The organism is Cytophagaceae bacterium (assembly GCA_016722655.1).
In the GTDB taxonomy this organism is placed as follows: Bacteria; Bacteroidota; Bacteroidia; order Cytophagales; family Spirosomataceae; genus Leadbetterella.
On sequence record JADKIR010000004.1, the window covers coordinates 1,057,278 to 1,072,091 of the forward strand.

9 protein-coding genes are annotated in these 14,814 nt (G+C 35.3%); 3 read left to right on the forward strand and 6 right to left on the reverse strand.

The features are described from left to right. Nucleotides 1-12: 12 nt before the first annotated feature. Both IPP61_05175 and IPP61_05180 read right to left on the reverse strand, forming a co-directional pair. Nucleotides 13-4,326: a T9SS type A sorting domain-containing protein gene (locus IPP61_05175; GenBank protein ID MBL0324560.1), complete on the reverse strand. Its 4,314-nt coding sequence runs from the start codon at nucleotides 4,324-4,326 to the stop codon at nucleotides 13-15. 222 nt (nucleotides 4,327-4,548) lie between these two features. After that, a complete protein-coding gene (locus tag IPP61_05180; GenBank protein MBL0324561.1) occupies nucleotides 4,549-5,016 on the reverse strand; it encodes a hypothetical protein in 468 nt (155 codons plus the stop codon). 439 nt (nucleotides 5,017-5,455) lie between these two features. Between IPP61_05180 and IPP61_05185 the strand changes: the two genes are divergently transcribed. After that, nucleotides 5,456-6,769: an adenosylhomocysteinase gene (locus IPP61_05185; GenBank protein ID MBL0324562.1), complete on the forward strand. Its 1,314-nt coding sequence runs from the start codon at nucleotides 5,456-5,458 to the stop codon at nucleotides 6,767-6,769. 86 nt (nucleotides 6,770-6,855) lie between these two features. On the opposite strand, the gene IPP61_05190 is transcribed toward IPP61_05185, so the two are convergent. Together IPP61_05190 and IPP61_05195 are read right to left on the reverse strand one after the other, a co-directional pair. Further along, nucleotides 6,856-7,773: a DUF4249 domain-containing protein gene (locus tag IPP61_05190; protein MBL0324563.1), complete on the reverse strand. Its 918-nt coding sequence runs from the start codon at nucleotides 7,771-7,773 to the stop codon at nucleotides 6,856-6,858. A 3-nt stretch (nucleotides 7,774-7,776) separates the two neighbouring features. Next, nucleotides 7,777-10,125 (reverse strand): TonB-dependent receptor, encoded by a 2,349-nt coding sequence (locus tag IPP61_05195; GenBank protein ID MBL0324564.1) that lies wholly within the window; start codon nucleotides 10,123-10,125, stop codon nucleotides 7,777-7,779. A 254-nt stretch (nucleotides 10,126-10,379) separates the two neighbouring features. Between IPP61_05195 and nagB the strand changes: the two genes are divergently transcribed. Together nagB and IPP61_05205 are read left to right on the forward strand one after the other, a co-directional pair. Continuing rightward, nucleotides 10,380-12,296 (forward strand): glucosamine-6-phosphate deaminase, encoded by a 1,917-nt coding sequence (nagB, locus tag IPP61_05200; GenBank protein MBL0324565.1) that lies wholly within the window; start codon nucleotides 10,380-10,382, stop codon nucleotides 12,294-12,296. 221 nt (nucleotides 12,297-12,517) lie between these two features. Then, complete coding sequence (locus tag IPP61_05205; GenBank protein ID MBL0324566.1) at nucleotides 12,518-12,676, forward strand: hypothetical protein; 159 nt, start codon at nucleotides 12,518-12,520, stop codon at nucleotides 12,674-12,676. On the opposite strand, the gene IPP61_05210 is transcribed toward IPP61_05205, so the two are convergent. Beyond that, on the reverse strand, nucleotides 12,670-13,401 hold the full coding sequence (locus IPP61_05210) for an RluA family pseudouridine synthase (GenBank protein MBL0324567.1): 732 nt from the start codon (nucleotides 13,399-13,401) through the stop codon (nucleotides 12,670-12,672). The genes IPP61_05205 and IPP61_05210 overlap by 7 nt on opposite strands. Before the next feature lie 5 nt (nucleotides 13,402-13,406). Continuing rightward, entirely contained in the window at nucleotides 13,407-14,555 is a 1,149-nt protein-coding gene (locus IPP61_05215) for a 1-deoxy-D-xylulose-5-phosphate reductoisomerase (GenBank protein ID MBL0324568.1), read from the reverse strand. Between the last annotated feature and the right edge of the window lie 259 nt (nucleotides 14,556-14,814).

Genomic DNA, 14,814 nt, shown 5'->3' on the forward strand with positions numbered 1-14,814 from the left:
TTGTGAGAAAAATTAAAGTTTGATAATTGAGGATTTTTTTAAAGATTTTTCCTTGGTAAGAATTTCTACTATGTATTTACCTGATGGTAAATCAGAAATATTTAATTTTGGTGATTTTTCGGAAAATGAATTAAAGATTTTAAGAATTCTTCCCTGAGGGCTTAGAATTTTCACAACAATTGGGTTTAAAAATTCACTGAATTCAAAATAATCTACAGCGGGATTAGGATAAATCAGAGTTTCAATTTCATATGGATTTTCTGTAGCTGTTAATATCTCAATTGTTAAAGGATTCAATCCTTTAACAAGTCCCATTGAACATAGGTTATTGCTTAATTGAAACACCTTATAATTTCCTGGTTTTCTTATTGATAAACTATATTGATTATTTTGAATATAATAATTTGATTTATAGATGGCTGATGAGTCGTCATAAATCAGGTAAAAGGGGGGTGTGCCATTAAATTCAAAATTTACTGTGGCGGGAGACTCTGTTGTAAAATAGGGTTTACTTGACGATACATAAACTGAAATTCCCTGGATAACTTCAAACGGTAAAATTGATGTCGAACCTGAAACGCTTGGGTCATCTGACAATATTTTGACTCTATAATCTGTTCCTGTAGGTAAATTTTCAGGTACTGTAAAAACAAAACTATTTCCAATAATTGAAAAAGGCATCTTGTTAAAATTCAGTCCATTTTTATCTGATATTTCAAGCTTCAAACTATTTATATCTAAACCAGAAGAGGTAAATGTCACATTAACTTTTTCACCAGGACAGGTTTTTTGTTTATTGAGGATTACTTCATTTATTTCTTTTTCTGTTTTGGTATTTACAATTACAGTAGCCTCGCCAGAAGCCTGGCCTTTTCCGCAAAGATTTGTGATAGAGATTATTTTATAAGTAGTAGTTTGCTTGGGTGAAACTTTTACATAGGTAATTCTTGAGCCTGATTTCCCCAATATCCCGTCAGATAAAGAATAATTAAAAAATGGGTTTTCGAGATCAGAAACAATAGTAAGATAGGTTGATTTCCCATTGTTTATAGTCGCATTACCAGTGATACTGGCAGAGGGGCGATCCAAAATTTGAATTATTTCAGAGCTTCCTAAAACAATTCCATCAGATTTTATGTATAACTTATAAAAACCTGTTTTTAAGCTTGAGGGTAAATTTAAATTGTAATTAGTGTCCTCTAATTTTTCAGTTTTTCCAAGATTATAAATGTCCTGATTGTTATTATAATTTTCGATAAAGAATTCAAAAAAAGAGTTTGGATTAAAGTCACCTTTAATTTTATAGTTAACAGACATTTTTCCACCTATACAATAGCTAGTCGTATTTGTGGTTATTTTGGCTGATTTTGGGATTCTAACCAGTATTTGACTATTGGAGTTAAAATATCCGCAAGCTGTGGATACTTTTGCCACTTTATATGTTGTGCTTACTTTTGGTGAAACTCTTACACAATTATTTGCAGTTACTTCCCCAATTCCTTCAATCCACACAGTATGAAAATGTTGCATTGTACTTTTGATATTTATACAGCTACTTGATCCATCAGAATCACTCAAGATTATCTCATTTGCACTTCCATTTTGACCAGTTAAAGTAATTTTTGGAGAGGTGTAAAATGTCGATTGGATTGTATTTGATTTGAAATCAATTGTTTTATCAATTACCCTTATATCAATTAAAGAACTGGATTGGAAAAAACCTTCCGGAACCTGAACCCACATTGGGTTGCCGGGTTTTACAATTTGTATTTCTTTAAAATTATTTTGTCCGTATAGAGAAACCTCTACTTTTAAATCAGCTTTCATAATATCTCCTTGTGACATAAAGCTTATAGGGATAATTGAGTGTTTTCCTTCGCAAAATGGAATATTTGAGTTATTTATTAGTGTGATATTATACGGTATAATTTTAAGTCCTTCGCCTGTAACCTCGCCAACTCCACATTCATTTTGAATGCTTTTCAAATTATAATAACCTGAATTTAAGGGAATATAGGGATTATTATATTTAGATAACGAGAATTTGTGATTATAATTTAGAATGTACTCTTCCTCTGGTAGCTCATCAAATTGGTATTTTATTAAACTTCCACCACCAGTTATGTAAACACTATATGAAAATGGTTCATTTAGAATTAATTTTTTATTGTAAGTGTAGTCGTAGTCGGCTATGTATGCTTTAGGCTTTGAAAAAACCTTTAATTCAATGGCGTTGCTAACAATCGACCCATCTGGACCGAGAATACGTATCGCCTGATTAAATGCAGTTTCGGGGCTGTTTCCCAAAAGTTTTGGATCATTTGGTATATTGGCATCTATAACACCTAATGTACCTTGTCCAATAATGTTTTTTGAACTTGAATTATATATCTCAACTTTATAAACCTGATCTTTAGGGAGATTCCCAATGCCTTCCAGGTCGATTTTGAAGCTTTCCCCTAAACAAAACCCAGCCTTTTCTGGTATTTTTATTTTTACTTTATATTCTAATGGTCTCGAAACAGTGATTTTTAAGCTATCTCTATAAAAACTTGAGGTATAAATTGTTTTTGGGTTATCAATTGTACCGCACACATTTGAGATCTTTTTTACCTTATACGTGGTTGTTTGATTGGGGAAAACTGAAAACTCAATAGGGGAATTACTTAGACCTCCAAAACTTTTTTCCGAATTGTCGTTAAGTATTACCGTAGTTCTTGCTCTTGAGTTGGTATATTCTAACCTAATTAATACATTTTCAGGTTTGTCCAGGATTGTATTTGAGGCCACAATATTTACAAGAGTAGGAATGTCAAAAAATCGAACCTCTTTTATAGGGCTTTCAATATTTGGGTTGGCAACCAGAATTTTAAACCTTAAACCGGTTTCTTTCACGTTTGCCAGGGCATCAGATGGAATATTTACAAGTAACATTTTATTGTTTTCTGTTAATGTGGCATCAAACTCTCTGGTTTTATAAACCTCCCCATAAAAATTTAGATATAATAAACTAAATTTAATTCCAAGGGAGTTTTTGAGGTTAGGTATATTTGAAACAATTGGAATTTCAAATTTACCAGTATTAATACAAATTCCGGGAGGGTGTTCCAATGCATCAATATCAATAAATATTTTTTTTTCATTTGGAATTTTTATGCTTAGGCCACCCTCAGGTATAGGTAAATTTCCACAGGAACTTTGAGCAGACACTATTTCGTATGATTCCAAATTATCTGTAAATGGAATTATTTTGGATGCCCATGTTTCATTTCCTGCTATATAGCTAGAACTAATAACCAAACCATTTTTAAATTTTGCTTCAAATGGCCCAATACCTTTAAATTTAACATTTAAGTAAATATTTTTTGAAAATTGGTTAATCGAGGGGGTTGCTGAAAGGCTTACAGATTTGTCAACCAAACTTATTCTTTTTTCGAGGATTTCTCCATTCGCCTCAGGAGAAGATGCAGTAACCCGAAATGAGGAAATATTATTAACATTGAAATCTTTTGGAATTGAAACTTTTAATATAGAGTCAGATTCAGCAAATGTTGGTAAATTTATAAACGAGGAGGAACTGTTATCACGAACCTGAACCTGAAATTTATTATTATGATTAAATTGACCAGTCTTGGCTACTGTAATATAAAAATCACTTCCTTTGCAGTAGGAATAATCCATGCCTAAAGAGATTATTTTGAGAGCAATTGGGTTTATTTTTAAATTAAAAGAGCCCTTAAATTCTCCTTCACCGCATTTGTTGTTTACGGACATTATTTTATATTCTTTCGAAATGCCTGATTGCAACAAAAGAGATGGATTAAAAAAATTGTCAAAACTAACCGAAGAGTTGTCATCAAGTACAATGTTTGAGGGCCAACTTCCTTGTCCTGACAAAGGTACCGCCACCTTTGAATAAGGGTTCACCAGTGCCTGACCGGCTAATATGACATTTGGTAGAGTGGTTATTGTAATTGGTATAACATTGCTTGTTAGCTCCGGCTCTGATGATTTTATCTTTATTAAATAATCAAATGGGGTTGATTTAAATGGCAAATTGTTTATTTTCGGAATTTTTATTATTAAAGTCTTCTCCTTCAATTTTGATTCGACCTCCAGGAAATTATTATCTAATTGATTTGCTATAAAAACTTTAAAGATGTTTGAGTTTCCAAACTTTACATTTGAGCTAAAAGTTAATACTACATCTTGATTTTCGCAGAATGAATTTATAGAAAATTCATCCAATTTTAAACTATTTGATTGGCTTTTTACAATAAGTGAATTTAATAAAAGTAGTTGTAAAAGGAATAACTTCTTAAACATTGTGTCTATAAAATTGTTTAACTTAATTTTAACAAAATTTAAGCCAAATCAAGCAAATAGAAAGATTGATTTTTAAGAAATATTCATTTAAAAAGATTTAAGCGGAAATTTTAAATAATTCAAGATTTCATAAAAATTACTTTATTAAAAATTTTCAAACATCCTTAAAAATTTATTCTAGAGATCATTTCTAATTTTTTGAAATACTTTATACTTTCTTTTTCACTGCACCCTCGTAAACTTTGCAACAATATCAGTACTAACACCTGAAATATCCAATTTGGTATTCCAGGTAATCTTATCACTTTCAACCACCACATTTCCTTCTAAAGTCTGCCCTCCTGATTCTTTCAAAATAAGTTTGTTATCAGTACCCAATGTAAAGGTGCCTATTTTCCCAATAGGTAAAAACGAATCGCCGTTGTCGTCAACACAACCAGCGGGCTCAAATACTGAAAAATTGCTTTTGGTATCAAAACTAATGGTAATGTCTTTAGTGCAAGGATAAAACTGATTATAAAATGTCCAATAATCAATAGTATTTCCTCCAAGTGTTACATTTAAATTGAGAATTTTCCAGGTTCCATCAATGGTTACAGGTTCAACTGTATCACTATCTTTTTTACATGAAATTATAAAAACACCCACAAAAAGCACCAACAAGAGATTTTTCAAGAAAGACTTTCCCATTTTTCAATTAGTTTTTGGTTTAAAATTTACTCAACGCAAAAATATGTTTTACATTTTCGAATTTATCTCTTTATCCCGATTTTTTTATCCTTTAAGGCCCTTTCTTTAGTAAAAAACTACATTTTTAATTCTAATATTCAAGTTTTGAATACAAAAAATACTTTGAATTTGCTCTTTCTATAATTACATATTCAAATTTCTCCAAAATTTGTATTCTGCCTTTTTTACAAATAAGAATATTGAATTTTCTAAATTCCTCAATCCCGGGTTATTCAACCTCAGTTTAGCTATTCATTTTACCGTAAAAAAAAATTAGAGCCTAAAAAAGATATTTATCCTGATTTTTCATTGTTTTAAAGTTACTTATATCTATTTTTGTGTCGTTTTTTAGATAATATACTAAGTTAAACAATATTAATATAGATAAAATAGCTTTTTTATGAGCAAAAGTAACACTTTCATTCCGTTTAAAGTAAAAGATATCGCCCTTGCAGACTGGGGTCGTAAAGAAATTCAATTGGCTGAAGCCGAAATGCCGGGTTTGATGGAAATCCGTAAAGAATATGGCCCAAGCAAGCCTCTGAAAGGAGCTAGAATTGCCGGATGTCTTCACATGACAATCCAAACCGCTGTTTTGATAGAAACTCTGGTAGAACTTGGAGCTGAAGTAACCTGGTCTTCATGTAATATTTTCTCTACACAAGATCACGCTGCCGCTGCCATCGCTGCTGCCGGCATTTCGGTTTATGCATGGAAAGGCATGACTGCTGAAGAGTTTGACTGGTGTATCGAGCAGACATTGTTTTTTGGAGAAGAACAACAACCACTTAATATGATTCTTGATGATGGTGGTGATTTGACCAACATGGTTTTTGATGTATATCCTGAACTCGTAGCCGGAATCAAAGGACTTTCTGAAGAAACTACCACAGGTGTTCACCGTCTTTATGAAAGAATGAAAAACGGCACACTTTTACTCCCTGCAATCAATGTTAACGATTCAGTAACTAAGTCTAAATTTGACAACAAATACGGCTGTAAAGAGTCATTGGTTGATGCCATCCGTCGTGCTACTGACTTGATGTTGGCTGGAAAAGTTGCTGCAGTTGCCGGTTATGGCGATGTAGGTAAAGGTTCAGCCGAGTCGTTGAGAGGTGCCGGTTGCAGAGTGTTGGTTACTGAAATTGACCCAATATGTGCCCTTCAGGCCGCAATGGATGGCTACGAAGTAGTAACTATGGACGAAGCTGCCACGAGAGCCCAGATTTTCGTTACTGCTACAGGTAACTATAAGATAATCAGAAAAGAGCATTTCCTGAAAATGCGTGACAAAGCTATAGTTTGTAACATCGGACACTTTGATAACGAAATTGACATGGCCTGGTTAAACCAAAACTATGGTCATACCAAAAACGTAATCAAGCCTCAGGTGGATATGTACAATGTAGAAGGAAAAGACATAATCATATTGGCTGAAGGAAGATTGGTTAACCTGGGTTGTGCTATGGGACACCCTTCATTTGTAATGTCATGTTCTTTCTCTAACCAAACCTTGGCCCAGTTGGAACTTTGGAACAATACAGCTGCCTATGAGAAAAAAGTGTATGTATTGCCTAAAGCCCTTGATGAAAAAGTAGCTGCATTCCATTTGGCTCATGTGGGTGCAAAATTGGATAAACTGTCAACTGAGCAAGCGGAATACATCGGCGTAAGCGTTGATGGGCCTTTTAAAGCTGAAATGTACAGATACTAATATTATTTAGAATTGTTTATTGAAAGCCGTTCATTTGAAAAAATGGGCGGTTTTTTTTATTTCCAAAAAATTATAAGTGCTTTTATTTATTTCTTGGGCTTTGCTTTTTTCTTATCAATGACTGTCTCAAAACTGCTAACCCTGGAAACGATAAATGCACCTAAAGCGGTGTTTTCAGACTTGGGATTAATGTTGAAAATATTTGTGGGAATATTGCTTGAAGGTGTGGCAAATATCCCTCCATTTTGAGATTCCTGTCGTAATTGAAGAATATAATAATACGCCTCAATCGGAATTGATAATAGTTCGACTTTTAGTTTGTCTTTATCCTGGAACAAAACAGGATTTATAGATTGCCTGATGGGCAAAATAAACATTAGTCCGTCAGTTTTTGAACCCGCCGAAAAACCGGCATCATAGGCCAAAGTAATATTTTCAGGCTTAAACCTTAGTGAGTCATTTTTATAAGATCTGATAAGATAAGTGTCACCCTCTCCCGGTAAATCATTTGCATAAAACTCCGCCAGAAAACCATCTTTCGGGCCTGCATCCGGAATTTCTACAGGAAAAGAAAATTCCTCGTAAGCCACTGAATCAATCCTCGGTACACGTTTAAGAGCTGAAAATGATTGGTATTGTTCGTCCCCCAGCTTGACCAATAGCCTGACCTGTTTTGCATCTCCCATGTAATCGCCATCTAAGGGCGTAAAAGTGTAAACTCCATCGCGGTTTTCGTCGGAAAATTTTAATGTCAGGCTATTGTCCAATATCACAGTTACCTCCGCACCCAATGCTGGTATAAGGTCTGTATCATCAAAATAAGGCTGAGAATAAGTCAACACAATTTTTTGCTCTTTAGCTTCATTGGTTAGCCAGGCATCGACAACCAGCTGCTGTTTACCATCTTTAACCTCTATTTTAACTACATCCTCACAAGAAGAGAGTAAAAACAAGAATCCAACCCATCCAAATACTATTAACTTTTTTAAATTATAATATTTCATTTCTTAGAATTTAAAATTATAGGTTACTGCCGGAATAAAAGAGGCAAAAACAGAATAACTCACTGCTTCGGTTTTGGAAGGATCATCAGGATTTTGTCTTACATACACCGAAAACGGATTTCTCCTGTCATAAACATTATATACTGAAAACACCCATTCACTTTCTCCTCTTTTAAACATCGCATGCTTGTTTTTTCTGGTGGCAGAAATATCAGCCCGATGCGAAGCCGGAATACGATAGATATTACGCTCATCAGTATAATTATGAGGCAGAGCCATACCTTGCCATAAATACTTATTGGTAGGAAAACTTGCAGGTGTACCTGTAGCAAAGCTAAAGGTGGATCCCAGCGACCATCTTTTGGAAAGATCATAAATCAAAACCGCCGAAATATTATGTAATTTATCGATGCGGTTAAGAAAATATTGGTTGTTGTTGAGCCCGCTCACTTTTTTCTCAGTTCTTGACAAGGTATAACTTATCCATCCATTAAACTTTCCTTTATTTTTTTTAAGAAAAAATTCTGCACCATAAGCCCGCCCATTTCCAAAAAGCAAGTCGCCTTCCACTGCCGGATTAAGCAACAAATCGGCATTTCTAACATAATCAATCTGATTCTGAAGTTTTTTATAATATACTTCCACAGACGATTCATATATGTTATTGCTGAAATTATGAAAATACCCAAGGGCAATCTGGTCAGAAATCTGTGGTTTAATATTGTTTGAACTTGGTGTCCAAACATCCAAAGGCGAAGATGCACTTGTGTTGGAAAGTAAATGGATATATTGGGCCAACCGGTTATAACTTAATTTTAAAGAAGATGAATTAGCCAGACCAAAATTTACGGCTATCCTTGGTTCCAGATTGCCATAAGAACTCATTCTTTCATTTTTTTCAAATTCCTTCTGGCCTAAAATCTCTTTTCTGCTATTAGATTCTTCAGGTTTAAGAGTGTATTCAATACCGGGCCCGAGCCTCATAAAATTTGAATATCTCAATCCGTAATTTAGGGTGATCCGCTCATTTATTTTTTGTTCATTTGAAGCATAAATTGCGTTTTCCAATCCAAATTTTTTATCCAAACCAATTTCCCGGCTGATCCCTCCTGAAGTCGCAACGGCTTTCCCGGGATTAAATGTATAATAAATCATCTGTCCTCCAAAGGAGATGGTATTTTTGGAATTTAGATAATAATTAAAATCCGGTTTGAGACTATAATTTATGATGTCAGAATTCCACTCAAACGAATCCTGATTATTTTCATCTTTAAGGTCTGAGTCCAGAGAATAGTCATAATTGGAATAAAAGACGGTGGTATTAAGAAAGAGTTTCTTAGAAAAAACATGGTTCCATCTGAATGTCGTGGTAGTATTTCCCCAATTAAATCCAAAGTCAGCACCGAAAATATCTCGGCCGAAATACCCCGATGCATACACAGTGTTATTTTCATTAATCCTGAAATTGGTCTTAGCTGTAAAATCATAAAAGTAAAACCGGGAATTTTTCAGGTCATTGTTTAAAAAAGGTTTGGCAAGTATATCAATGTATGACCTTCTCAAAGCGACTACGAAAGAGCCTTTTTCTTTTAAATACGGTCTTTCATAAGTAAATCTTGAAAAAATAGTGCCGATGCCGCCCGAAAACTCCGGCTTTTTCGAATTCCCTTCTTTCATTCTAACATCCAGAATCGAAGAAACCCTTCCGCCATAGTTTGCCGGTATTCCTCCTTTGATTAGTTTGACATCTTTGACCACATCAGGGTTAAACACAGAGAAAAATCCAAATAAATGCGAGGAATTATACACAGGTGCTTCATCCAGCAAAACCAGGTTTTGATCAATTGCCCCACCTCTTACATTGAAACCAGAAGCCCCCTCTCCTACCGAACTCACTCCCGGCAAAAACTGAATACTACGGATTACATCCACCTCACCCAACAAAGCAGGCATTTTTTTGATGGTTTTCATTTCCACCTTATTGACCGACATCTCAATATTCCTTACATTCTGATCCTCTCGCTCAGATCGCACCACCAGCTCTTCCAGATTATTGTCCGCCTCTATTAATTCGAGATTTATCGTCAAATCTTTTGAAGCATTTATCTTTTGAGTGATGCCGGTGTACCCCAATGAAGATACCGATATTGAATATCCTCCTTCAGGTACTGATATAGAATAAAAGCCGTAAAGGTTGGTTTGTGTCCCAATTTTAAGTTCTTTTACAAAAACAGTAACACCTATCAATCCTTCACCATTTTTAACATCTGTAATTTTCCCACTAATAGTGCGTTTAGTTTGAGAAAATACCTCATGGTTTTTCCCAAAAAATACCACGACCAGAAAAATCAAAAGTTTGATTCCGGTAAATTTTTTTAACACAATAAAAATTTTATAATTAAAAAAAATATTTCGACTATCTATTTAACCAACAATTCGATTTGAAAATTGTTCTAAATTTCGCCATTTACTAACCTTTTTTTGATTTGTTTATGATAAGAGGTGTTATTAGACTTTAATTGTATTTTTAAAAAATTTTAATAATTGTAATTTTTATTTAAATATTTGATATACTTTTGTTTGAAAATTAAGCTCAAAACCATTTTATGAACAACCTTTTATTCAAAGAACCAATTGCTTACGAAAAAATACCAACAAGGATTTTTTCAGACCCTAAAGAAGCTTCTATTTCGGTTGCCCGAGAAATTGCGGACCTGATTAAATCGAAAGCTAAAGAAGGGAAAAACTGTATTCTGGGTCTTGCTACGGGGTCATCTCCTAAAACTGTGTATGCCGAACTGATCAGGATGCACCGGGAAGAAGGCCTCAGTTTCAAAAATGTAATTTCATTTAACCTTGACGAATATTATCCCATGGAACAGGATGCTATTCAAAGTTACTGGAGGTTTATGCGTGAACAGTTATTTGATCATGTGGATATTCCAAAAGAGAATTATTTTGTGCCATTTGGAAATATTCCACAAAATCAGATTGAAGAATTCTGCCGGAATTATGAATCAAAAATAGAAAAATTGGGTGGTCTTGATTTCCAACTTTTGGGAATTGGGGGCAACGGTCATATAGGTTTTAACGAACCGGGCTCTTTGATGAATTCAAAAACCCGCCTAATGATGCTTGACCACTCAACCCGAGCTGCAGCCGTGTCTGACTTTGGCGAGCTAGCAAAAGTACCAAAAAAAGCCATTACGATGGGTGTTTCAAAAATATTACAAGCCAAAAGAGTAGTATTACTTGCCTGGGGCGAAAGAAAAGCGGGTATGATTGCCGACGCCGTAGAAGGCTCGGTGACTGAGCAAAACCCCTCGTCTTACCTTCAAACTCACCCAAATGTGCTTTTTGTGGTTGATGAATCTGCCGCTTCAGATCTGAAACGGATTAAAACGCCTTGGTTGGTAGAAGATGTAATCTGGGATAATAAATTGACCAAAAAGGCGGTTTGTGGTCTTTCTTTGGAACTCAAGAAGCCAATTTTGAAGCTTACTAATAAGGATTATAATGATAATGGTTTGTCTGACTTGCTGGCTCGCCATGGTCAAGCTTATGAAATAAATATAGAAGTATTTAATCAATTACAGCATTCAATTACCGGGTGGCCGGGGGGAAAACCAAATGCCGATGATACTAACAGACCCGAAAGAGCTCTTCCGGAGAAAAAACGAGTTATTATTTTCAGTCCGCACCCCGACGACGACATCATCTCGATGGGAGGTACATTCCAGCGTTTAGTTGATCAGGGACACGATGTGCATGTTGCCTATCAAACCTCGGGCAATATTGCTGTATCTGACGACGAAGCATTAAGATTTATTGATTTTGTTGTTGATTTTAATGAACAATTTGGAATAAAAAGTGACGATACGACGAGGATTTTTGCCGAAGCAAAAGCCTTCCTGAATAATAAAAAAGATAGCGAACTCGATACCCCGCAGGTTAGATACGTTAAAGGATTAATCAGAAAAGGGGAAGCTAAAAATACTTGTAGATTTGTGGGTATTCCGGTCGAAAATGCACATTTTCTAAATATGCCATTTTATGAAACCGGGCAAGTACAGAAAAATAAACTGAGCCGGGAAGATATTGAAGTTATAAAAAATCTGATTGAAGAGGTTAAACCCCATCAAATATACGCTGCTGGTGACCTGGCTGACCCGCATGGCACACATAAAGTATGTCTCGATGCCATAATGAATGCTGCTATTGAGCTAAAGCATAAGAACTTCATGAAGGACTGCTGGGTATGGTTATACAGAGGAGCATGGGCTGAATGGGAAATCCATGAAATAGAAATGGCTGTTCCAATGAGCCCTGACCAGGTGATTCAGAAAAGATTGGGGATCTTTAAACATCAGTCTCAAAAAGACGGCGTGGTATTCCAGGGAAGTGATGCACGGGAGTTTTGGCAAAGAGCCGAAGAACGAAATCAGGCAACTGCCGAATTATACAATAAACTGGGCTTGGCAGAATACGAAGCCATGGAGGCATTTGTGAGATGGAATTATTAAAACCATAGGTTATTATATAAGTATTAGAGGTAATCACTATGTGGTTGCCTCTTTTTATTTGCTCTAAAAATCAAGCTTTTAATATTTTGAAAATAAAAAATAAAAAAAATAATATACGTTTTTGTATTATTTAAATAAAAATTTTAACTTTAGAGCAAAATGGTACGTTTTTTGGACAGAAAGTATTGTGCAAGGATTTTAACGTATCAAACTATACCATTATGAAAAGAATAAACTTTTTTATGACCGTACAATGGCTCGTTTTTATGCCATTGATATTGCCTTTAGGTATCATCACAGGTGCTTTCGAAGGAATCAAGAAAATTTTTGAGCAAGCTTCATCTGATATTTTTGAAAATCAGGAGGTAATTTCTCAATAAAGAAATTTCAGGTTTTCTTCTTTTATTTCTTCAGTCTCTAATGATAGGAATTCTTCCCAAAAAGAAGTTTCCGGAACTGCCGCTTTACACAATACGGGTTCGTTTTTGATTGGATGAATAAAGTATATTCTTCTTGCGTGTAAATGAATAGAGCCATCTTCATTACCTCTCGGAAAGCCATATTTTACATCTCCCCGTATCGGACAACCCATAGATGCCAGCTGAACCCTTATCTGATGAGGCCTTCCGGTGATTGGATTTACTTCTATCAAATGATATTTATTGATATTCCCGATGTAACGGTAATTTAATTCGGCTTTCTGGCTATTTTCTACCTCATGGTCATACGCTTTTACAGTATTGGCTTTTGAGTCTTTTACCAACCAATGTACAAGCCTACCCGATTTTTTCTCAGGCTTTCTTGAGGTAATTGCCCAGTAAGTTTTTTGCACATCCCTTTTTCTGAAGATTTCATTCATGCGTGTGAGTGCTTTGGATGTTCTGGCAAAAACCACTACCCCACTTACCGGACGGTCAAGCCTATGCACTGTCCCCAGAAACACATCCCCCGGCTTTTCGTATTTTATTTTGATGTACTCCTTTACGTAATCTTCAAGTGTTTTGTCTTGAGTGATATCCTCGTGAACAAGTATTCCGGCGGCTTTATTGACAATAATCAGGTGATTGTCTTCATATATGACATCGAATGGCTTTCCTTTTTTCATGACTTTCAAATTAGTTCTTTTGCGATATTCCTCGTGTGTTCGTTGGTATTAATTAAATCTTCTAACGTTGGATTCTGTATAAAAGTTGCTTTTTGAAGGCAATCAAGTATCAAATCAGACATATTCAGGAATCCAATTTTATCATGAAGAAATGCCTCAACGGCGATTTCATTGGCCGCGTTCAGGATGCACGGGGCATTTCCTCCCCGATTCAGGGCTTCGAAAGCCAAACCAAGGTTTTTAAATGTTTCTAAATCTGGTTTTTCGAAAGTAAGATTAGGAAAATTTAAGAAATCAAACCGGGGAAAATCTGAATGTAAGCGTTGCGGATAGCCCAATGCGTATTGGATCGGCAATTTCATATCTGGCAGTCCCATCTGTGCTTTTATGCTTCCGTCTTCAAACTGCACCAAAGAATGTATGATACTTTGTGGATGAACAATTACGTCAATTTGACTGGCATCAACACCAAAAAGCCATTTTGCTTCTATCACTTCCAGTCCTTTATTCATGAGGCTGGCAGAATCGATGGTTATTTTGGCTCCCATTTCCCAATTGGGGTGTTTCAATGCTTCTTTTTTTGTAACCTTCAGCAACTCTTCCTTTTTTCTCCCCCTGAAAGGTCCGCCCGAAGCGGTTAAAATGATTTTTTCTATAGGATTGATGTATTCACCAGAAAGACATTGAAATATTGCTGAATGTTCGGAATCTACCGGAAGAATATTTACTTTGTGCTCAATGGCTAGCTTTGTTACCAAATCTCCTGCCACCACCAAGGTTTCTTTATTTGCGAGTGCTATGGTTTTCCCCGCTTTTATGGCGGAGATAGTTGGCAAAAGCCCTGCATAACCTACCAAAGCGGTTAATACAATATCAATGTTTTCGTTTTCTACAACCGAACTGAGTGCTTTCTGACCACAATATACTTTGATATCCAGTGGGTCCAGTGCGGCATGCACCTTGTCATATTCTGATTCCAGTCCTATTACAACCACATTTGGCTTAAATTCCGCAGCCTGACTTATAAGTAGCCCGGCATTGGATTGGGCAGTCAAAACTTCAACTTCAAATGCATCAGAATTGGCCGAGATTACTTCCAGTGCCTGTGTACCTATGGAGCCAGTTGAGCCTAAAATGGCAACTCGTTTTTTCATCAAAAAAGTGACGGTTTGTTGTAAATAGGCCACAAAATTAAGGCTTTATCAGGAATTTTTTCTTTTTAATTAAATTATAGATAGGAAAATGTGTACTTAAATGAAAATCTGTACTAGAATTTATATCAAAAATTTATAGGAAAATTCCTGAAAATAATTTCCCGGTTTCAAATAATAGTAAAATTATTAGGAATTTATTTTCTTATTTCGCCCTAACTGATCAAACTGAAAAGCAAAGTTTCCATGAAAATTCACTAAA